At 65.9% G+C, this 19,759-nt stretch carries 18 protein-coding genes; 9 read left to right on the top strand and 9 right to left on the bottom strand.

From position 1 onward, the window contains the following. Positions 1 to 14 precede the first annotated feature (14 nt). The 3 genes from JAB6_RS10240 to JAB6_RS10230 form a co-directional block, all read right to left on the bottom strand. The gene (locus JAB6_RS10240) at positions 15 to 587 is read right to left on the bottom strand and encodes a hypothetical protein (RefSeq protein WP_070302807.1); all 573 of its coding nucleotides are present in this window, start codon (positions 585 to 587) and stop codon (positions 15 to 17) included. A gap of 78 nt (positions 588 to 665) precedes the next feature. Beyond that, positions 666 to 953 carry a putative quinol monooxygenase gene (locus tag JAB6_RS10235; protein ID WP_070302696.1) on the bottom strand — a complete coding sequence of 96 codons (288 nt, stop codon included), beginning with the start codon at positions 951 to 953 and terminating at the stop codon, positions 666 to 668. Positions 954 to 1,061: 108 nt separating this feature from the next. After that, on the bottom strand, positions 1,062 to 1,634 hold the full coding sequence (locus tag JAB6_RS10230; RefSeq protein ID WP_070302695.1) for an FMN-dependent NADH-azoreductase: 573 nt from the start codon (positions 1,632 to 1,634) through the stop codon (positions 1,062 to 1,064). A gap of 162 nt (positions 1,635 to 1,796) precedes the next feature. Here JAB6_RS10230 and JAB6_RS10225 point away from each other — a divergent pair, with 162 nt between their 5' ends. Then, a complete protein-coding gene (locus tag JAB6_RS10225; protein WP_070302806.1) occupies positions 1,797 to 2,192 on the top strand; it encodes a helix-turn-helix domain-containing protein in 396 nt (131 codons plus the stop codon). Here JAB6_RS10225 and JAB6_RS10220 read toward each other — a convergent pair. Beyond that, on the bottom strand, positions 2,189 to 2,644 hold the full coding sequence (locus JAB6_RS10220) for a GNAT family N-acetyltransferase (RefSeq protein ID WP_070302694.1): 456 nt from the start codon (positions 2,642 to 2,644) through the stop codon (positions 2,189 to 2,191). The genes JAB6_RS10225 and JAB6_RS10220 overlap by 4 nt on opposite strands. A gap of 114 nt (positions 2,645 to 2,758) precedes the next feature. Then, the gene (locus tag JAB6_RS10215; RefSeq protein ID WP_070302693.1) at positions 2,759 to 4,228 is read right to left on the bottom strand and encodes an efflux transporter outer membrane subunit; all 1,470 of its coding nucleotides are present in this window, start codon (positions 4,226 to 4,228) and stop codon (positions 2,759 to 2,761) included. A gap of 93 nt (positions 4,229 to 4,321) precedes the next feature. On the opposite strand from JAB6_RS10215, the gene JAB6_RS10210 reads away from it, so the two are divergent. From JAB6_RS10210 to JAB6_RS10200, 3 genes are all read left to right on the top strand, one after another. Then, a complete protein-coding gene (locus tag JAB6_RS10210) occupies positions 4,322 to 4,942 on the top strand; it encodes a TetR/AcrR family transcriptional regulator (RefSeq protein ID WP_070302692.1) in 621 nt (206 codons plus the stop codon). A gap of 83 nt (positions 4,943 to 5,025) precedes the next feature. Further along, complete coding sequence (locus JAB6_RS10205) at positions 5,026 to 6,132, top strand: efflux RND transporter periplasmic adaptor subunit (RefSeq protein WP_070302691.1); 1,107 nt, start codon at positions 5,026 to 5,028, stop codon at positions 6,130 to 6,132. Then, positions 6,129 to 9,206, top strand: a complete 3,078-nt coding sequence (locus tag JAB6_RS10200; RefSeq protein WP_070302690.1) for an efflux RND transporter permease subunit — start codon at positions 6,129 to 6,131, stop codon at positions 9,204 to 9,206. Before JAB6_RS10205 ends, JAB6_RS10200 begins: the two co-directional genes overlap by 4 nt. On the opposite strand, the gene JAB6_RS10195 is transcribed toward JAB6_RS10200, so the two are convergent. Continuing rightward, on the bottom strand, positions 9,203 to 9,595 hold the full coding sequence (locus tag JAB6_RS10195; protein ID WP_070302689.1) for a helix-turn-helix domain-containing protein: 393 nt from the start codon (positions 9,593 to 9,595) through the stop codon (positions 9,203 to 9,205). The two genes, JAB6_RS10200 and JAB6_RS10195, sit on opposite strands and share 4 nt — an antisense overlap. 5 nt (positions 9,596 to 9,600) lie before the next feature. Between JAB6_RS10195 and JAB6_RS10190 the strand changes: the two genes are divergently transcribed. Then, a complete protein-coding gene (locus JAB6_RS10190) occupies positions 9,601 to 10,437 on the top strand; it encodes an NADPH-dependent F420 reductase (RefSeq protein ID WP_368072920.1) in 837 nt (278 codons plus the stop codon). Here JAB6_RS10190 and JAB6_RS10185 read toward each other — a convergent pair. Continuing rightward, a complete protein-coding gene (locus JAB6_RS10185) occupies positions 10,434 to 11,471 on the bottom strand; it encodes an AraC family transcriptional regulator (RefSeq protein ID WP_070302687.1) in 1,038 nt (345 codons plus the stop codon). The genes JAB6_RS10190 and JAB6_RS10185 overlap by 4 nt on opposite strands. A 217-nt stretch (positions 11,472 to 11,688) precedes the next feature. Between JAB6_RS10185 and JAB6_RS10180 the strand changes: the two genes are divergently transcribed. Continuing rightward, complete coding sequence (locus JAB6_RS10180; RefSeq protein WP_070302686.1) at positions 11,689 to 13,695, top strand: glycoside hydrolase family 3 protein; 2,007 nt, start codon at positions 11,689 to 11,691, stop codon at positions 13,693 to 13,695. A 7-nt stretch (positions 13,696 to 13,702) separates the two neighbouring features. Here the strand turns inward: JAB6_RS10180 and JAB6_RS10175 are convergent, their stop codons facing one another. Then, the gene (locus tag JAB6_RS10175) at positions 13,703 to 14,821 is read right to left on the bottom strand and encodes a Gfo/Idh/MocA family protein (RefSeq protein WP_070302685.1); all 1,119 of its coding nucleotides are present in this window, start codon (positions 14,819 to 14,821) and stop codon (positions 13,703 to 13,705) included. 31 nt (positions 14,822 to 14,852) lie between these two features. Continuing rightward, positions 14,853 to 16,040, bottom strand: coding sequence for a phytanoyl-CoA dioxygenase family protein (locus tag JAB6_RS10170; protein ID WP_070302684.1), 1,188 nt, complete (start codon positions 16,038 to 16,040; stop codon positions 14,853 to 14,855). Positions 16,041 to 16,143: 103 nt separating this feature from the next. Here JAB6_RS10170 and JAB6_RS10165 point away from each other — a divergent pair, with 103 nt between their 5' ends. The 3 genes from JAB6_RS10165 (at position 16,144) to hpaR (ending at position 19,626) form a co-directional block, all read left to right on the top strand. Continuing rightward, positions 16,144 to 17,193: a LacI family DNA-binding transcriptional regulator gene (locus tag JAB6_RS10165; protein WP_070302682.1), complete on the top strand. Its 1,050-nt coding sequence runs from the start codon at positions 16,144 to 16,146 to the stop codon at positions 17,191 to 17,193. Positions 17,194 to 17,259: 66 nt separating this feature from the next. Then, positions 17,260 to 19,068, top strand: a complete 1,809-nt coding sequence (locus JAB6_RS10160) for a DUF885 domain-containing protein (protein ID WP_070302681.1) — start codon at positions 17,260 to 17,262, stop codon at positions 19,066 to 19,068. A gap of 102 nt (positions 19,069 to 19,170) precedes the next feature. Continuing rightward, positions 19,171 to 19,626 (top strand): homoprotocatechuate degradation operon regulator HpaR, encoded by a 456-nt coding sequence (gene hpaR, locus JAB6_RS10155; RefSeq protein WP_223278727.1) that lies wholly within the window; start codon positions 19,171 to 19,173, stop codon positions 19,624 to 19,626. Positions 19,627 to 19,759: the final 133 nt, after the last annotated feature.

Below are 19,759 nucleotides of genomic sequence, written 5' to 3'. Positions count from 1 at the left end.
GCCCAGGCGCGCCATCACGGCGCCGTCAAGTCCTGGCGCTGGAATTCGATGCGGTTTTCCTGGTAGTCCCACTTGGTGTAGGGGCCGAACACGCGCCGGTTTTCCTTGCTGTCGGCATTCGACAGTTCGCGCTTCATGCGCCGCACGAGGGCGGGGTCCGTGAGCGGCGCGGTGGTGGCGGCGAATACGTCATGCCGCACGCTCTGTTTCGCGTCGGCGCCGCGCGAAATGATGGTGAGTTTGCGCGAGGCGGGATCGAAGTACAGGCGCATGGCGAAGGTGTTCATGTCCTGCAGATACAGGCCGTCGTCGCGTTGCTGGGCATAGAAATAATCGCCGCAGACGGCCTTCGGTTCGCGTTTCCACTCGCAGGACAGGACGATCATCAGATGCCGCTCATCGAGTTGCTTGACCAAAATGCGTCCCTTGGAATAGCCCCAGGTGCTGGCCGGCACGGTTGCCGACGAGGCAAGATTGTATTCGCCCACCAGCTTGGTCAAAGGAAGGGGAGCTTGCGCCGAAGCGCTGATGCAGAGGGTCAAGGCGGCAGCCGCTGCGGCGCCGCGTATGCAGGAAAATGGAGTCATGATGGCCATAAAGAAAAGTTGCCATATTATAGATGGCAACTTTCTAATACGGCCACGCGCTAGCGCGGCGCGCCGGCCTTACTTCAGCTTGCTCAATTCCGCGATGTCGATCTTGACGACCTTGTCGCCCACTGCGGCGACCAGCGTCTTGAAGTGCGGCGTCGCTTCATGCGCCGTGTGGCCTGCCTTGTCGGTCCATTCTTCCAGCATGATGAAGCGCGTGGGAATCTTGTTGTCGAGGTGCAGTTCGTAGCGCAGGCAGGCGCTTTCCGCGCGGCTCGGTGCTACGACGGCTTCCAGGGCGTCGCGCACGGCGTCGATATGTTGGGCTTGGGCATCGATGGTGGCGACGATGATCAGGGTCATGGTGGTCCTTGTGGTTGGGGGTCCGGCAGCTTAGCGCATCTGGCGCTTCCTTGCCGGCCGGTTACCATGGGGCTGCGCCGCAACGGCGTGCGGCGCAGTTGGCACTCATCAGGCCGCTTGCAGCGCGCCGATCTGCTCGAAAGCGCCCGTCAATGCCTGCGCCCTGGCCGCATCGCTGACCTTGACGCCTTCGGCGCGCACGATCTCGATCTGCGTGATGCCGAGGAAACCGAGGAAGGCGCGCAGATGGCTTTCCTGGTGCTCCAGGCTGGCCATCGGCGTGTCGGCGCCGTAGTAGCCGCCGCGCGTCGAGGCGATGATCACGCGCTTGCTGCCCAGCAAACCTTCGGGACCGTTGGCGCCGTACTGGAAGGTCTTGCCGGGCACGGCCAGCGCGTCGAGCCACGACTTGAGCTGGCTGGGGATGGCGAAGTTGTACATGGGCGCGCCGATGACGATGACGTCGGCATCCAGCACTTGATCGAGCGCGCCGGCCAGCGCCGCGCCGTCGGCTTCGCTGGGAGCGGCCGTAAATTGCGGCAATGGTTGCGCCGCCAGGTCGCGGTACTGGACGGTGGCGCCAGGCGCGGCCGCTTGCAGGCGGGCGATGATGGCGGCGGACAACTGGCGGCTGATGGAATGCTCGCCGAGGATGCTCGAATCGATATGCAGGATGTTCATATGGGCCTTCTTGGGTGGTATGATCGGGTGGTATGTTTTTGTAACCGAGGTAAATATAGTGACTATCAAATGAACGCACAAGAAGGCACTTTTTCCACACTGGGGCACACGGATGTGACTATTGGCGCCGCCGCCGCGCAAGGGGCGGAACTGGAGCGGCGCATGCGCGACGAGGGCGGCCATGCGGGCGTGGCCGCTTCCTGCCGCCCGATCACGGACATCCTCACGCGCGTGGGCGACAAATGGAGCGTGATGGTGGTGATCTTGCTGGGCAATGGCACCAAGCGCTTCAACGAGATGCGCCGGCTGATCGGCGGCATTTCGCAGCGCATGCTGACGTTGACCCTGCGCGGGCTCGAGCGCGACGGCCTCGTGACGCGCACCGTGTTTCCCACCGTGCCGCCGCGCGTCGACTACGCGCTGACGGACCTGGGACGTTCGCTGCTGATTCCCATCAGCGCGCTGGGCGCCTGGGCGCATGGCCACCGCGATGCCATCGATGCGGCGCGGCTGGCGTTCGATGCCAGGGTCGATGCGAACGCAGCGCAGGACAGTTAAGCCAGTTCGATGACTGCCAGCATGTCGTTGCCATCGGCATCCATGCCTTTTTTCACGAAGCCCATGCTGGCATAGAATTTTTGAGCGTTGGCATTGCCTGGCTTGTAGCAAATCTCGATGCTGCGCGCATCCGGTCGGGCGCGGATTTCCGCCAGCGCCAGGGCGAGCGCAGCCCTCCCATGGCCTTGTCCCTGGCGCCGGTGGTCGACCATGAAGCGCCAGATCTGATAGTGGCCGGGCGGATTGTCGTCGTCAGGCGAGACGAACATCAGGAAACCGATCACCTCCTCGGCGCAATACACGGCGCGCGTATGCATGGTGGCGGGGTAAAAGCTGGCCTGCGCGATCGAATAGTCGTTGCTGGCCAGATAGTCGCGCTGCTGGGGCAGCAGGGGCAGTTCGCTGATGATGTCGAAATTGTCGGCCGTGACGGCGCGCAGGCTGATGGTCATGTTCAAAGGCAATGAAAAGGCAGGGCGCACGAGTATGCGTAAAACTTACTCAAAAGGCAATTCTGTTCCACCACCTGCGCCAGACAGCGGTGGAACAATGGCTGCCATCCGCATTTACCGGGCTGCCACCGCCTCCGTCCCCGCCTGCGGCGCCTGCCAGCCGCCGCCCAGCGCCCGGTAGGTGGCGACGGCAGCGCGTGCCGATGCCGTTTGCGCCTGTTCGCGCGCGTCCGCTGCGCGCAGCAGCCGGGAGTCGGCCTGCAGCACGTCAAGGCGGCTGACCACACCTTTCTCGTAGGCGGCCAGCGCGGCGGCGCGGGCGCGTTCTAGCGCATGCACGCCTTGCGCCAGCAAGCTGGCCTGTTCTTCGTGGCGCAGCAGGGCCGAGCCGGCGTTTTCCACGTCTTCGGCTGCGTGCAGCGCCGCGAGCCGGTAGGCCGCCAGCAGCTCGGCTTCCTGGCCACGGGAAGCTTCGATCTGGGCGTCGATGCGGCCGAAATCGAACAGGCGCCAGCGCAGGCCCAGCATGCCGGCGGCCTGGCCGGAACCGCTGCCGAACAGGGTGCCGCCGGCCGTGGCGCTGCCAAACAGCGCACCCAGGCTCAGTTTCGGGTAGTACTCGGCGACGGCCGCGCCGGTGCGCGCGCTGGCGGCGGCCAGGCGCCGTTCGGCGGCGATCAGGTCGGGCCGGCGCCGCAGCAGTTCGCCCGGCGAGCCGCCGGCCGTGATGCGCGGCGCGCGCGCCATCGCGCCGGCGGCTGCCATGTCATCGTCATAGGTGCCTGGCGCCGCGCCCAGCATCACGTCGAGCGCATGCAGCGCCACTTCGCGTGCCGTGTCCAGGCCGGGAACGACGGCGCGCGCCTGCGCCAGCGACGCTTCGGCTTGCCGCAGCGCTGGCTCGTTCGCCAATCCCTTGTCATATAACAGCGTGGCCAGTTCCAGCAGCGCCGCGTCGGTGCCGACGTGCCGGCGCGCCAGGTCGAGCCGTGCCTGCAGCCCCTGGATCGTCAGATACAGGTCGGCCGTTTGCGCCGCTACGGCCAGCCGCGTGGCGGCCCATCCCGCTTCGCTGGCTGCGTAATCGGCGCGCGCCGCTTCGCGTTCGCGGCGCAGGCCGCCGAACAGGTCGAGTTCCCACGATGCCTGCAGGTTCAATTCGCGCGCGTTGCCTGCGCGCTCATAGCCTGGCGTGGCGTTCAATACCTGGCCCAGCGGCGTTTGCACGGACTGGTAGGCGCGCGCCGCCTGGCCGCCAAGGCTGGCCGACGGCAGCAGCGCGGCGTTGGCCGCACCGATGGCCGCGCGCGCCTGGCTGACCCTGGCCTGCGCTTGCGCCAGGTCGAGGTTTTGCGCGAGCGCCACTGTCACCAAGCGGGTCAGGCGCGGATCGCCGAAGGCCGTCCACCACTGCCGCAGTTCGGCAGAGTCAGCGTCCTGGCGCGCGCCGAGCGCCGCCTGGTGCAGGTACTGGGCCGCTTGCGGCAGTTCGGGCCGGCGGTAATCGTTGCCGACGGTGCAGCCGGTGGCGGCCAGGCCGGCGGCGATCAGCAGAAAGGGGAGGCGCAGGCGTGGCAGTGGCATGGTGGTCTTCCTGTTCAAAAGAGAATAATGTGTGACTATAATACAGTTTGGTCACTTATTGTGCATTCCGGCGCGGCGCGTTAAGCTGTCGCCATGAATTCCACCACACCCGACACACCCAGCCCAGCACGCGGCCCCGCCGGCCACGACGTGCGCGACCAGATCGTTGCCGCCGCCACCGATTACTTCAGCCGCTACGGCTATGAAAAGACGACCGTCTCCGACCTGGCCAGGGCGATCGGCTTTTCCAAGGCCTATATCTACAAGTTCTTCGAATCGAAGCAAGCCATCGGCGAGCATATCTGCGGCAACTGCCTGCACCAGATCGAGACGGAGGTGAAGGCGGCCGTCGAGGCTGCCGGGCGGCCGCCAGAGCAGCTGCGGCGCATGTTCAGGGCCAGCGTCGAGGCCAGCTTGCGGCTGTTTTTCCAGGACCGCAAGCTGTACGACATCGCCGCTTCGGCCGCCACCGAACGCTGGCCGGCCGTGCAGGCCTACGAGCTGGCGATGGGCGCCTTGCTGCAGGATATCTTGCAGCAGGGGCGCAAGACGGGCGACTTCGAACGCAAGACGCCGCTCGACGAAACGGCCAGCGCCATCTACCTGGTGATGCGCCCCTACGTCAATCCCTTGCTGCTGCAACACAGCGTCGACAGCAGCGAAACGGCCGTGGTGCAGCTGTCCAGTCTGGTGTTGCGCAGTTTGTCGCCATAGCCGCTTCAATGATAAGTGACGATTGACTTAATTGGTCACTAGTACCAGAATGAGGGCTCTGATCACTCATTCATGGAATTCCTATGCGCTGGCGCCGCCTCGCTTCATCTGTTGTCATTTCCACTTTACCCCTGGTGTTGAGCGCCTGCGCCGACAAGGCGCAGGCCGATCCTCGCACGGCCACACCGCTGGTGCGTGCCGTCACGGTGCAGGGCGCCGAAGCGGGCACGCGCAGCTTCACGGGCGTGGTCGCGCCGCGCGTGCAGAGCGATCTCGGTTTTCGCGTGGCCGGCAAGGTGCGCGAACGGCTGGTCGACTCCGGCCAGGCCGTGCGCCGTGGCCAGCCATTGATGCGCCTCGACGCCGACGACTTGCAACTGCTGGCGCAAGCGCGCCACGAAACAGTCATCGCCGACCGCGCCCGCGCGCGCCAGGCGGCGGATGAAGAAGCGCGCTACCGCGAATTGCGCGGCACGGGCGCCATCTCGGCATCCAGCTACGACCAGGTAAAGGCGGCGGCTGACGCGGCCGCCGCCCAGCTCAAGGCGTCCGAAGCCCAGGCCGGGGTGGCGCGCAATGCGCTGCAGTACGCGGTGCTGCTGGCCGACGCCGACGGCGTCGTGATGGACACCCTGGCCGAACCGGGCCAGGTGGTCGCGGCCGGGCAGGTGGTGGTGCGCCTGGCCCATGACGGCCGGCGCGAAGCGGCGATCCAGCTGCCTGAAACCTTGCGTCCCGCGCTCGGCTCCACGGGCCAGGCTACCCTGTTCGGCAGGCCGGGTGCCGGCGTGCCGGCCACCTTGCGCCAGCTGTCGCAGACGGCGGACCGGCAAACGCGCACTTTCGAGGCGCGCTATGTGCTCGACGCGGCGCTGTCAAGCGCGCCGCTGGGCGCCACCGTCACCTTGCGCCTGCCCGGCGCGCAAGCTGGCGCCGCCAGCGTGCAAGTACCGCTGGCGGCCCTGCATGACGCGGGCAAGGGGCAGGGCGTGTGGGTGATCGGCGGCGCGCCGTCGCAGGTCAGCTGGCGGCCCGTCAGGTTGCTGCGGCTGCACGAGGATGGCGCCGACGTGAATGGCCTGAAGGCGGGCGAACGCATCGTCGCGCTGGGCGCCCATCTGCTGCGCCAGGGCGAGCAGGTCAGGGTCGAACAGGCGCCAGTGGCCGCCGCCGCGGGAGCGCGTCCATGAGCGCGGCCGGCTTCAACCTGTCCGCGCTGGCCGTGCGCGAGCGATCCGTCACCCTGTTCCTGATCTGTCTCATTTCGCTGGCTGGTCTGCTGTCGTTCTTCAAGCTGGGGCGCGCGGAAGACCCGGCGTTCACGGTCAAGGTGATGACCATCGTCACCGCCTGGCCAGGCGCCAGCGCGCGCGAAATGCAGGACCAGGTGGCCGAGAAGATCGAAAAGCGCCTGCAGGAGCTGCGCTGGTACGAACGGGCCGAGACCTATACCACGCCGGGCCTGGCCTTCACGACACTGACCCTGCTCGACGGCACGCCGCCCGACCAGGTGCAGGCCGAGTTTTACCAGGCGCGCAAGAAGGCCGGCGACGAGGCGGCCAATTTGCCGGCCGGCGTGATCGGCCCCATGATCAATGACGAATACGCCGACGTCACCTTTGCCCTGTATGCGCTGAAAGCCAAGGGCGAGCCGCAGCGCCTGCTGGTGCGCGAGGCGGAAACCCTGCGCCAGCGGCTGCTGCACGTGCCGGGGGTGAAAAAGGTCAATATCATCGGCGAGCAGGCCGAACGCATCTACGTGGAGTTTTCGCAGGAGCGCCTGGCCACCCTGGGCGTGCGGGCGCAGGACGTGTTTGCCGCGCTGAACGGCCAGAATGCCTTGACGCCGGCCGGTTCCGTTGAAACGCGCGGGCCGCAGGTATTCATCCGCCTCGACGGCGCGCTCGACGCGCTGCAAAAGATCCGCGATACGCCTGTGGCGGCGCAGGGGCGCACCCTGACCCTGTCCGATATCGCCACCGTGCGCCGCGGCCAGGAAGATCCGGCCAGTTTCATGGTGCGCAATGGCGGCGAACCGGCGCTGCTCTTGGGCGTGGTCATGCGCGACGGCTGGAACGGGCTGGACCTGGGCAAGGCGCTGGACGGGGAAGTGACGGCCATCGGCGCCGCCATGCCGCTGGGTATGAGCCTGGCCAAGGTCACCGACCAGGCCGTCAATATCGGCGCGGCCGTCGACGAATTCATGCTCAAGTTCCTCGCCGCGCTGCTGGTGGTGATGCTGGTGTGCTTTATCAGCATGGGCTGGCGGGTCGGCATCGTGGTGGCCGCCGCCGTGCCATTGACCCTGGCCGTGGTGTTCATCGTGATGGCGGCGACGGGCAAGAACTTCGACCGCATCACCCTCGGTTCATTGATCCTGGGCCTGGGCCTGCTGGTGGATGACGCGATCATCGCCATCGAAATGATGGTCGTGAAGATGGAAGAGGGCTACAGCCGCATCGCCGCCTCCGCTTATGCCTGGAGCCACACGGCCGCACCCATGCTGGCCGGCACCCTGGTCACGGCCGTGGGCTTCATGCCGAACGGCTTTGCGCGTTCGAGCGCCGGCGAATACACGAGCAATATGTTCTGGATCGTCGGCATCGCCCTGATCGCCTCGTGGGTGGTGGCGGTGGTGTTCACTCCCTACCTGGGCGTGAAGCTGCTGCCTGAACTCAAACACGTCGCCGGCGGCCATGATGCGCTGTACGACACGCCGCGCTACCACCGTTTTCGCCGGCTGCTGGGGCGCGTGATCGCCCGCAAATGGCTGGTGTTCTGCACCGTGATCGGCTTGTTCGTGCTGGCCGTGCTGGGCATGGCCGTCGTCAAGAAGCAGTTTTTCCCGATATCGGACCGTCCTGAAGTGCTGATCGAAGTGCAGCTGCCCTACGGCAGCGCGATCGGGCAGACCAGCGGCGCGGCGGCCAAGGTGGAAGCGTGGCTGGCGCGCCAACCCGAGGCGAAGATCGTCACGGCCTATGTCGGCCAGGGCGCGCCGCGCTTTTACCTGGCGATGGGGCCAGAATTGCCCGACCCGTCGTTTGCCAAGATCGTCGTGCGCACCGACAGCCAGCAGGCGCGCGACGCCCTGAAGCAGCGTTTGCGTGTGGCGGTGGCCGCCGGGCTGGCGCCCGAGGCCAGGGTGCGCGTCACGCAACTGGTGTTCGGCCCGTATTCGCCGTTTCCCGTCGCCTACCGGGTCAGCGGCCCCGATCCCGAGGTGTTGCGCGGCATCGCCGGCCAGGTGCAAGCCGTGATGCAGGCCAGCCCCTTGATGCGCACCGTCAATACCGACTGGGGCACGCGTACGCCGACCCTGCATTTCAGCCTGCAGCAGGAGCGCTTGCAGGCGATGGGCCTGACGTCGGCCGCGGTGGCGCAGCAACTGCAGTTCCTGCTCAGCGGCGTGCCTGTCACGGCCGTGCGCGAAGATATCCGCACGGTGCAGGTGGTGGCGCGCGCGGCCGGCGACGTGCGGCTGGACCCGGCGCGCATCGCCGACCTGACCCTGGCCGGCGCGAATGGCGAGCGCATCGCGCTGTCGCAGGTTGGCAGCGTCGAGGTGCGCTCGGAAGAACCGGTGATGCGCCGGCGCGACCGCCAGCCGACGATTACCGTACGCGGCGACATCGCCGACGGCATGCAGCCGCCCGACGTCTCGGGCGCCATCACGGCGCAGCTGCAAACGGTCATCGACAAGCTGCCGGCCGGCTACCGCATCGAGCAGGCCGGCTCCATCGAGGAATCGGCCAAGGCCACGCAAGCCATGCTGCCGCTGTTCCCCATCATGCTGGCATTGACCTTGCTGATGATTATCCTGCAGGTGCGTTCGATCTCGGCGATGGTGATGGTGTTCCTGACCAGCCCATTGGGCCTGATCGGCGTGGTGCCTACCTTGCTGCTGTTCCAGCAGCCGTTCGGCATCAATGCGCTGGTCGGCCTGATCGCGCTGTCGGGCATTTTGATGCGCAATACCCTGATCCTGATCGGCCAGATCCACCAGAACGAGGCGGCCGGCCTGGCGCCGTTCGACGCTGTGGTGGAAGCGACCGTGCAGCGCGCGCGTCCCGTGATCCTCACGGCGCTGGCGGCCATTCTGGCGTTTATCCCGCTGACCCATTCGGTATTCTGGGGTACTTTGGCCTATACCCTGATCGGCGGCACGTTTGCCGGCACGGTGCTGACTTTGGTGTTCTTGCCCGCCATGTATGCGATCTGGTTCCGGATACGGCCGCAGGCAAGGGCGGCGCCGCAGGTTTAATCTGGCGCGGCACGATCGGCAGCGGCGTGCGCCAGGCGTGCGCGCCGCAGTTCGGCCCACTCGATCAGTGCCTGCATCGACGGTCCCAGCGCATGGCCGATCTCGCTCAATGCATATTCCACCCTGGGCGGTACCTGCGCATAGACCTTGCGCACGACGATACCGTCCTTTTCCAGCTGCTTGAGCTGCTGGATCAGCATTTTCTGGTTGACTTCCTCAATCAGGCGCTCCAGGTCGGAAAAGCGCAACGGCGCCTTGGCCGCAAACAGCTGGCACAGGATGATGATCTTCCATTTGCCTTCGAGTACGCGCAAGGTCTCGGTGGTGGCGTCGGCCCAGTCTCGGCGATTTTGCGGATCGCCACAATTCCATTCCCGTTGTTTTGTCATGATATGTGGGTTACTTACTTTTTGGTGGGTACTTCCCATTATTGCATAAGGCTCCTAAAATCACAGCACATTGGACGATCAACGACACGGAGCTCATGAACATGAAAATAGGAATTATTGGAACGGGAAATATCGGCGCAACCCTGGCGCGCAAGCTGCTGTCCGCCGGCCATGAGGTGAAGATAGCCAATTCCGGCGGCGTCAAAGGCGTGCAAAGCGTGGCCGACGACATCGGCGCGGTGCCGGCTGATGTGCATGGCGCCGTTGATGGCGTGGATGTGGTGGTGCTGGCCATTCCGCTGCCGGCCATGGCCAGCCTGCCTGCCGGCCTGTTCGACGCCGTGCCGCCGCAGGTCACCGTGATCGACACCAGTAATTATTACCCTGGCATGCGTGACGCGGCGATTGCGCAGATCGATGCGGGCATGGCCGAAAGCATCTGGGTGTCAGCCCAGCTGGGGCGCCCGGTGGTCAAGGCCTTCAACAATGTGCTGGCGCATACGCTGGCCGCGCTGGGCCAGCCTGCAGGCACGCCGGGCCGCCTCGCCATTGCCGTCGCCGGAGATGACCCGATGGCCATGCAGACGGCGATGACCTTGGTGGAGCAGGCCGGATTTGACGCGGTTGATGGCGGCACCTTGGCGCAGTCCTGGCGCCAGCAGCCCTGTACCCCCGCCTACTGCTGCGACCTTGAGGCGCCCGCCATGGCCAGGGCGTTTTCCGCGGCGGTTCCCGGCAAGGCGGCCGCGATACGCGACCGGATGCCGGCGCAGTTCGCCAAGCTGGGCGCGCATGCCAGCCATGACGACATCGTCGCCATGAACCGGCAACTGAACGTCTAGGCTCCGGCGGCATCCTGCCGGTAGCGCGCCGGCGGCAGTTCGAACTGGTTCTTGAAGAAGCGGGTGAACGCGCTTTGCGAGGAAAAGCCCAAGCGGTCGCCGATTTCCGCCACGCTCAGGCTTGTTTCGCGCAGCAAACGGCGCGATTCGCGGCTCTTGGCGCGCAGTTCCAGTGCGCGGAACGAGGTCTGCTCCTGCTGCAGCTGGCGCTGCAGGGTCCAGCGGTTCATCGCCAGGCCGTCGCACAGGGCCGGCAGCAGCGAGGCGCTATCGGCGTCGCCCGCGCCTTGCTGACCCAGCAGATCAATGATGGCTTGCTCCACGCGGGCCGAAAACAGCTGCGCCCCCTGCAGCTGCTGCAATTGCCCCTGCGCGTGCCGCAGCGCGTGGGGCGCCAGCATGGCGTTGAACTGGGCGAAGGGCCGGTCCAGCGCCGGTGCGTCGAACGTCAATGTATTGCGCGCCTGGCCAAAGGTGGCGGCGGCGCCGAAACACTCGGAAATGGCCGGCGCGAACCATGGCGCCTTGCCCTGGAATCCGGCATGGAAGGCGGTGGGCGCGCCATCGTCGTAGGCGCGCGCCACCAGCGACAGCATGCGGAAATTAGCCAGCGCCTGCATGGCGCCGCCCGACGGGCAGAACTCGGACAGGTATTCGATCTCGATACGCGTGCCATTTTCGCTCATCAGCATGAAATCGAATTCGCCGATCAATCCCCGCAAGTGCAGCAGCTCGTGCAGCGCGCTGCGCAGGGTGGGGCGGTTGAAGCAGACGTGGGCGATGCCCGAGTAATGCGCGAACCAGTGCGTCACGTCGAGGTCGAGCAGGCCGCGGTGCTGCGGCAGCTGCTGCGCGTAGGCCGTCATGCGGCGGTGCCGCTCGGCGTTGATGCGGCCGCCCGGCTCGTCCAGCTGCGCCGGCGTGATGCCCGTGCGCTGAAAAAACTCGGCGGGGTCGTGGCCATCGGCCTGCATGGCGCGCGCGCATTGCTGCGCGATCCGGTTCGAAACCGTGCGCGTGTCGGGTTTGTGCAAGGCTGTCTCCTGCTTATCCTGCTTGTTGTAGTAATTTTTCACAAATATTAGCACTTTGTAGGAGATTGTTGGTTGTTGTGCCATCTAACCAAAAATTGTTCTCGCGGGTATAAAACGCGTGCTGCGCGGTCAAGAAACTCACGCATTCTCACGCTATATTGTTTTCGGCCGGCCTTGCTGCCGCGCCTTGATACCTACAAAAACAGTCTTGGAGATAATGATGAATTGCACTTTGAAACCGATGGCCCGCATGGTCGCCGGCTGCGTCGCCACGCTTGCCCTGGCCGCCTGCGGCAATAACGGCAGCGTGGAATACAAGCAGCCCGTGTTCGGCGCCACCACCTACAGCCAGATCCAGGTCGATGGCTATGCCTTCAAGGACATGAACCGCAACGGCAAGATCGATCGATACGAAGACTGGCGCCTGCCGGCCGAGGTGCGCGCCGACGATCTGCTGTCGCACATGAGCCTCGATGAAAAAGCGGGCCTGATGATGCACGGTACGGCGCCCACCGTTGCTGACCCCACCGGCATCGGCCAGGGCGGCGCGTACGATTTGACGGCCCTGCAAGACCTGATCGTCAAGCAGTACGTCAACACCTTCATTACGCGCATGGCGGGCGACTCGGCCAACATGGCGGCCCAGTACAACAAGGTGCAAGCCCTGAGCGAAACGTCGCGCCACGGCATCCCTGTTTCCATCAGCACGGACCCACGCCACCATTTCCAGTACACGGTGGGCGCCAGCGCCGGCACCAAGGGTTTTTCGCAATGGCCTGAAACCCTGGGCCTGGCCGCCATCGGCGACGATGCGCTGGTACGCCGCTTCGGCGACATCGCGCGCCAGGAATACCTGGCCGTCGGCATCACGCAGGCCCTGTCGCCGCAGGCCGATCTGGCCACCGAGCCGCGCTGGTCGCGCATCAACGGCACCTTTGGCGAAGACGCGGACCTGGCCAAGCGCATGGTGCAGCACTATATCGAGGGCTTCCAGGACGGGAACACGGGCCTGCACGACGGCAGCGTGGTGGCTGTCGTAAAGCACTGGGTCGGCTACGGCGCTACGAAAGAGGGCTACGACGGCCACAATTACTATGGCCGCTACATGACCTACCCGGGAAATAATTTCGCCTACCACGTGAAACCGTTCGAGGGCGCCTTCACGGCCAAGGCGGCTTCCGTCATGCCGACCTACGCTCTGCCGGACGGCAATATCACGATCGACGGCATCACCCTGGAACAGGTGGCGGCCGGCTTCAGCAAGACCATGCTGACGGATCTGCTGCGCGGCAAATACGGTTTTGAAGGCGTGATCCTGTCCGACTGGGGCATCACCTCCGACTGCGACGCCAACTGCCGCAACGGCACGGCGCCTGGCGTCGCGCCTTCCTTCATGGGCTTTGGCACGCCGTGGGGCATGGAAGACGCCACCAAGGCCGAGCGCTACGTGAAGGCCGTGACGGCGGGGATGGACCAGTTTGGCGGCGTGACGGAAGCGCCGTACCTGACGCAAGCCGTGCAGCGTGGCCAGCTGACGGAAGCGCGCATCAACGCGTCGGCGCGGCGCATCCTGATCCAGAAATTCAAGCAGGGCCTGTTCGAGCATCCGTTCGTCGATGCGGCCAATGCGGCCACCACGGTGGGCAAGGCGGACTTCGTCGAGGCTGGCCTGGACGCGCAGCGCCGCTCGCTGGTCTTGCTGGAAAACAAGGACAAGGTCTTGCCGCTGGCGGCCACCGTCAAGAAGGTCTACCTGTACGGCATCGATGCGGCCGTGGCCAGGCAGTATGGCTACACGGTGGTCGCCACGCCGCAGGAAGCGGACGTGGCCCTGCTGCGCGTGGCCGCGCCGTATGAAATCCTGCACCCGAACTACATCTTCGGCAGCATGCAGCACGAGGGCCGCCTCGATTACGTGGACGGCAATGCCGACTACGAGGCGATCAAGAACGCGGCGAAATTCGCGCCGAAGACGGTGGTCACCGTGTACCTGGACCGCCCGGCCATCCTCGGCAACGTGCAGGACAAGGCCAGCGCCATCCTCGCCAACTTCGGCGTGAGCGACGGCGCGCTGTTCGATGTCCTGACGGGCAAGGCCAAGCCGCAAGGCAAGCTGCCGTTCGAACTGCCATCGTCGATGGCCGAAGTGCAAGTGCAGAAATCGGACGTGCCGTATGACACGGCCCGTCCGCTGTACAAGTTCGGTTACGGCCTGGCCTACTAAACGCCGTTCAACGCAGGGAAATCCAGCTGCGCTCTTTGGCGGAGCGCAGCGCGGCGGCTATCAGCCGGTCCACCTCGTAGCCGTCGCGGAAGGTGGGCCAGACCGGCTGGCCGCCGGCGATCGCCTGCAGAAAGTCGCGCGCTTCGATGACGATCTGCTCGTTGTAGCCGGTGCCGTGCCCGGCGCCCTGGCTGAACGCCAGGTAGTCGGGGTGGACGGGGCCCATCAGCAGGCGCTGGAAACCCTGGCGCTGCGCGGGGCGGCCGGCGTCGTACAGCCATAATTCGTTCTGGTTTTCCTGGTCGAAGGCGAGCGCGCCTTTCGTCCCCGTGATGCGGTAGGTGTAACCCATCTTGCGCCCGGCCGCCACGCGGCTGAAGGTCAGGGCGCCCAGCGCGCCGCTGGCAAAGCGCAGCATCACATTTCCCTGGTCGTCATTCTCCACCGCTTCCATGCCAGTGGGCCCTTGCCGCTGCGCGTGCACGGTATTCATGTCCGCCACGAGCGAGTCGACGGGGCCGCCCAGGCGCAGGGCCAGGTTGAGCAGGTGCGAGCCCACGTCGGCCAGCGCGCCGGCCCGCGTTGCCGTCGCTTCGCGCGTGCGCCACGAGGCAGGCGCGCGCGGGTCGTGCAGATAGTCTTCCACATGTTCGGCGGCGACGTGGATGATCTCGCCGATTTCGCCCGATTCGATGATCTGCCGCGCCAGCTGGCTGGCCGGCGTGCGGATGTAGTTGTAGCCGACCATGTTGGCCACGCCCGCCGCTTCGGCCGCCTGCGCCAGCAGCAGGGATTCGGCGGCCGTCATGCCCAGCGGTTTTTCGCAAAACACGGGTTTGCCCAGGGCCAGCGCGGCCAGCACGATGTCCTTGTGCGTGGCCGGCGGCGTGGCGACGATGATGGCGTCGATGGCGGGATCTCCCACCAGCGCGCGCCAGTCGCCCGTGGAGCGGTTCCAGCCCAGTTCCTGCGCGCTGCGGGCGGCGCCTTCCGCGCTGCTGGTGCTGATGCATTCGCATACGGGGTTCAAGGCCGTGTGAAAAATGCTGCGCACGGCCTTGTAGGCGATGGTGTGCGCCTTGCCCATGTAGCCGGCGCCGATCAGGCCGATGTTGATGTCTTGCATAGGGAGTCTCCGAGGATGTCGCGATAGGGGATCAAGCTTGCTGGCGCCAGGCATGGCTGTCCAGGGCGTCGAGGAAGCGGGCGGCGGGCCAGTCCTGTGCCAGCGCTTCGTGCATGAGTTGCTGCTGCGTGGGCGGTGCCATGCCGCCTATGGGCTGGTCGCGATCGAGGTTGCTGGGGAAGGCATAGCCCTCGGCGCAGGCTGCAATCGCGTGGCCGATGCCGTCGCCGGACAGGGCACCCTGGTCGCGCAGCGCCTGCAGTGCCGGATACAGCGCGGCGCTCATGGCGCGGCGGTCCAGCGCTTCCATGGCGCGCCCGAACGGCGACGACACTTGCAGCAAATTCGCCATGCGGCGGATGTCGGACGAACGGTTATGGCCCGCCGCATGGAACAGGGCGGGGTTGAAGAAGACGGCGTCGCCTTGTGACAGCGGCAGTTGCACGCAATGCTGCGCGAAATAATCGCGGAAGGGCGGTTGCTGCCAGGCGAGGAAACCGGCCTGGTAGCGCTGCGAATACGGCAGGTACAGGGTGGGGCCGGATTCGACCGGCATGTCGCAGTGGGCGACGGCGCCCTGCAAGGTCAAGAGGGCCGACATCTGGTGCACGGGCGCCGGGTAGGCGGCGCAGGCGGTGGTGCTCTGGAAACCCAGGTGATAGTCGCGGTGCGGCGCCTGGGCCGCGCCGCCCGGGTTGACGACGTTGACTTGCGCCGTCATCTGGTAGGCGGGTCCCAGCCACGCCTCGGCGATCCACGCAAACACGGGATTGGCGTAATAGCGCGCGAACGCTTCGGGCGCGCGCAGACACAGTTTTTGCTGGGCGTTCCAGATGCGGTCATTCGCGCCCGGTTTGGCGAAATGGTCGCCACCCGCTTGGCCGCTCGCGTGCTGTTCGGCGATCAGCGCGCGAAACACGCCGCTGACCTGTTCCAGCGTCGCCGTGTCGTCGACGGCGCGCCGGAACACGATGACGCCTGGGCCATCCATCAGCGCCTTGCCCCATTCTGCCTGCAGCGCGCGCAGCGACGCGGTACTGGCGGCCAGCGCACGTACCTGGTCGCAGTCGTAGACGAGGATATTGTCTTCCACCGCGACGGCGTGCGGATAGTCGGCCAGCACCGTGCATTGGCTGACGGTGCGGATGAAATCATCGAGCCGGCAATCTTGCTGCGACAGCCAGAAGGGGGCGGGCGGCGCGGCGTCTTGGGTGGTCATGCGGTGTCTCCTGAGTTTTACGTTGTAGAATCAGTATAGGGATGAAAATCGGCATTTTTCATCAGAAAATCCATCAAAAAACCATCAATGGAATGGACATGGCATGACGCATCCGTTTCCCGTCAAGGTCGTGGCGCTGCAGGCCGGCGTCAGCGTGGCGACCGTCGACCGCGTGATCAAGCAGCGCGGGGGCGTGCACGCGAATACCGTGCGCCGCGTGATGCAGGCGCTCGATGAACTGGCGCGGCAAAGCACGCAGGTGGGCTTGGCCGGCAGGAAGTTCATGCTCGACGTGCTGATGGTGGCGCCGCGCCGCTTTACGGACGCCGTGCGCGCCGCGCTGGAAGCGGAGTTACCGTCGCTGCACCCGGCCGTGCTGCGCTCGCGTTTTCACCTGCATGAAACCCTGGAAGTGGACGGCATCGTCGACCAGCTGGAACGCATCCGCAAGAACGGCAGCCATGGCGTGTTGCTGAAAGCGCCGGATTTGCCGCCCGTGGCCGAGGCGGTGGACCGGCTGGCGGCGGCCGGCATTCCCGTGGTGACCCTGGTGACGGACTTGCCATCCTGCGCGCGCCGCGGCTACGTGGGCATGGATAACCGCGCGGCGGGCGAGACGGCCGCCTGCCTGATCGGCCAGTGGCTGGGCGCGGGCCAGCGGCCCAGGAAACAGCAAGTGCTGGTGACCCTGAGCAGCAACCGTTTTCATGGCGAGGAGGAGCGCGAGATCGGCTTTCGCCGCGCGCTGCGCGAACGGCACCGCCATTTATCCATCGTCGAAGTGAGCGAAGGCCACGGTATCGACGGCGCCACGGGCGCGCTGGTGCGTGAAGCACTGGCTAAGCATCCAGGCATCGCCGCCGTGTATTCGATCGGCGGCGGCAATGCCGCCATCGTGCAGGCATTCGCGCAGGCGGGCCGGCCGTGCCAGGTCTTCATCGGCCACGACCTCGATGCGGACAACGTGGCGCTGCTCAAGTCGGGCGCCGTCCAGGCCGTGCTGCACCATGACCTGGGCCAGGACATGCGCCGCGCCTGCCAAGAGATACTGCGGGCGCAGGGCGCGCTGCCCGCCCTGGCGCAGGTGCCGCCCTTGTCCGCGATCCAGATCGTCACGCCGTGGAACCTGCCCGCGCTGAACGGGGTGAATTGACAGTTACCCGGGGCTGGCCGATACTCGCCGCTTCGCTCATCGTTCACCTCAGGAAGGAATCCCCCGATGTCCGTCACTCCGCAATTGTGCAAGACCGTGCTGGTAGCCTCACTCTCCATCGCGTTTACCATGCCCGCCATGGCCGCCGTCCCTGCCACTGCCGGCGCTTCATCGGCCTGGGTTGAAGCGAGCAACCGCAATGCGGCCATCGTGCTGGCGGCGCAGGCGCAGTTTTCGCCCGAAGACGCCTCCGACACGGGCCTGGCCCAGTACGACGGCCAGGCCGCCGACCTCGGGCCGAACATCACCGAGCGCCACGTGGCGGCCATGCAGAAGGCGCGCGCGCAATTGCAGCAAAAGCTGGAACTGGAACGCGACGAGCGCATACGCCAGGACCTGGAAATCCTGATCGGCGCCGTCGACCAGGAGATCATGGGCACGCAGCTGGAAGCCAAATACGCCCTGCCGTGGGTCGATGTGCCGCAAATGGTCTTTGGCAGCATGCAAAGCCTGCTGCAGGAGCAGCGCCCGGCCGCGCGCCGTGCCAAGGCGCTCGAACGCCTGCAACGCTACGTGGGCCAGTTCCCGGGCAGCACGCCGATCACGGCGCAGGCCAAGGCGCGCTTCACGGAAAAGATCGGCCAGCCTGGCCTGGCGGGACCCGTGCGCCTGCAGGTGGAACAGTCGCTGGAAAATGTGCCGACGTATATCGCCGGCATCCGCAAGCTGTTCGCCGACATGAAGATCACGGGGGCAGAAGGCGCACTGGCGGCCATGGAGCAGCAGCTGAACGAGTATGCGGCATGGGAAAAGCAGGTGGTGCTGCCCCTGTCGCGCACGGATTTCCGCATGGCGCCCGAGCTGTATGCATTCCGCCTGAAACAGGTGGGCATCGACATCGAGCCGCGCGCGCTGGTCGAACGGGCGCAGGTGGCTTACCTGGAAACGCGCGCCGCCATGCAGGCGCTGGCGCCCGTGGTGGCGGCCAAGCTGGCCTTGAAGGGCGTCGACGGCACGGACTACCGCCAGGTGATGCGCGCGCTGAAGGCCGATTCCATCCCCAACGAGCAGCTCGAAGCGCACTACAAGGGTGTCAATACGCAGCTGGAACAGCGCATCGCCCGGCAGCGCGTGGTCGATATTCCTGCGCGCGCCATGACCATGCGCCTGGCGTCCGCCGCCGAATCGGCGGCCCAGCCGGCGCCGCATATGCGTCCGCCTCCGCTGATCGGCAATACGGGCGAGCACGGCCAGTTCGTCCTCCCCGTCAGCAATCCGGCCGCCAGCGGCAAGGGCGAAGCGTATGACGATTTCAATTTCGCGGGCGCCGCCTGGACCCTGAGCGCGCACGAAGGCCGCCCAGGCCACGAGCTGCAGTTCAGCGCCATGGTGGAGCGCGGCGTATCGCAGGCGCGCAGCCTGTACGCATTCAACAGCGTCAACGTGGAAGGCTGGGCGCTGTACGCGGAAGCGGAGATGATTCCGTACGAGCCAGCCGAGGGCCAGTTCATCGCGCTGCAGTTCCGCATGCTGCGCGCGGCGCGCGCCATGCTCGACCCGATGCTGAACCTGGGGCAGGTCACGCGCGAGGAAGCGGGGCGCATCCTGACGGATGAAGTGATGCTGTCGAAACCGATGGCGCGCCAGGAGCTGGACCGCTACACCTTCAACATGCCGGGCCAGGCGGGCAGCTATTTCTATGGCTATACGCGCATCCTGCAGCTGCGCGCGGAAACGGAGCTGGCGCTGGGCGAGAAATTCGACCGCCTGGCGTTCAACAACTTCCTGCTGGGGCAGGGCTTGCTGCCGCCGGAGCTGCTGGCCAAGGCCGTGCGCGAACACTTCATCCCCGAGCAGAGAAAAACCAAAAGCTGACGCCATGGCACGGGAGCGGCAGGGAAGGGGAATTTTGCCGCTATTGTCTCCGGGCCAGCCGTATAATGACGCTCATTGTGCTGGCCCACCCAGGAGTTCCACTTGCAGCTACCGATCCGTTATCCGAATATGCCGCAACTGCTGCTGAAGGCCCGCGACAGCCTGCTCCAGCATTTCCGCCCCATCCTCAATCACTTCGGCGTGACGGAGCAGCAGTGGCGCATCATGCGCGCGCTGAATGAAAGCCCGACCCTGGAGCCGCGCGAGCTGTGCGAGATCTGCCAGATTTCGAGCCCCAGCATGAGCGGCATCCTGGCGCGCATGGAAGAAATCGGCCTGATCGGGCGCAGCAAGTTCGAAGGCGACCAGCGCCGCCGCAAGGTGCACCTGTCCGAAGCGGGCGCCAGTTTGCTGATGCAAATGGGTAAACTGATCGACCTGCAATATGCCCACCTGGAAGCGGCTTACGGCAAGCAAGTGTTCGAAGACATGCGCCGCGCCCTGGAAGCGTTTATTGCTCTTGAAACCCTGCCGGTGGCGCCCGCCATCCTGCGCTGAGCGGCAACCCCGCTCCCATCTTTCCCTTTCCGTACGGCCTTCGGGCGCGTGTTTTTCAGCATGCGCTGCCGCTGCTTTTTCCATGCCTGTTCCTGTGATTTCCCCGTGCTGCCGGGCGTGCGTCCGCACGTCT

The organism is Janthinobacterium sp. HH104, assembly GCF_001758715.1.
Classification (GTDB): domain Bacteria; phylum Pseudomonadota; class Gammaproteobacteria; order Burkholderiales; family Burkholderiaceae_D; genus Janthinobacterium; species Janthinobacterium aestuarii.
Note: the sequence above shows the minus strand (reverse complement) of the source record. Positions and strands in the feature narration are given on the sequence as shown.

Bases quoted from the DNA above. Each gene is read 5' to 3' on its own strand.
- JAB6_RS10240 (WP_070302807.1), bottom strand. From the start codon at position 587: ATGACTCCATTTTCCTGCATACGCGGCGCCGCAGCGGCTGCCGCCTTG.
- JAB6_RS10230 (WP_070302695.1), bottom strand. From the start codon at position 1,634: ATGAACATCCTGCATATCGATTCGAGCATCCTCGGCGAGCATTCCATC.
- JAB6_RS10170 (WP_070302684.1), bottom strand. From the start codon at position 16,040: ATGACCACCCAAGACGCCGCGCCGCCCGCCCCCTTCTGGCTGTCGCAG.
- JAB6_RS10175 (WP_070302685.1), bottom strand. From the start codon at position 14,821: ATGCAAGACATCAACATCGGCCTGATCGGCGCCGGCTACATGGGCAAG.
- JAB6_RS10225 (WP_070302806.1), top strand. From the start codon at position 1,797: ATGCGCGACGAGGGCGGCCATGCGGGCGTGGCCGCTTCCTGCCGCCCG.
- JAB6_RS10195 (WP_070302689.1), bottom strand. From the start codon at position 9,595: ATGACAAAACAACGGGAATGGAATTGTGGCGATCCGCAAAATCGCCGA.
- JAB6_RS10165 (WP_070302682.1), top strand. From the start codon at position 16,144: ATGACGCATCCGTTTCCCGTCAAGGTCGTGGCGCTGCAGGCCGGCGTC.
- JAB6_RS10205 (WP_070302691.1), top strand. From the start codon at position 5,026: ATGCGCTGGCGCCGCCTCGCTTCATCTGTTGTCATTTCCACTTTACCC.
- JAB6_RS10220 (WP_070302694.1), bottom strand. From the start codon at position 2,644: ATGACCATCAGCCTGCGCGCCGTCACGGCCGACAATTTCGACATCATC.
- JAB6_RS10215 (WP_070302693.1), bottom strand. From the start codon at position 4,228: ATGCCACTGCCACGCCTGCGCCTCCCCTTTCTGCTGATCGCCGCCGGC.
- JAB6_RS10210 (WP_070302692.1), top strand. From the start codon at position 4,322: ATGAATTCCACCACACCCGACACACCCAGCCCAGCACGCGGCCCCGCC.
- JAB6_RS10235 (WP_070302696.1), bottom strand. From the start codon at position 953: ATGACCCTGATCATCGTCGCCACCATCGATGCCCAAGCCCAACATATC.
- JAB6_RS10200 (WP_070302690.1), top strand. From the start codon at position 6,129: ATGAGCGCGGCCGGCTTCAACCTGTCCGCGCTGGCCGTGCGCGAGCGA.
- JAB6_RS10180 (WP_070302686.1), top strand. From the start codon at position 11,689: ATGATGAATTGCACTTTGAAACCGATGGCCCGCATGGTCGCCGGCTGC.
- JAB6_RS10160 (WP_070302681.1), top strand. From the start codon at position 17,260: ATGTCCGTCACTCCGCAATTGTGCAAGACCGTGCTGGTAGCCTCACTC.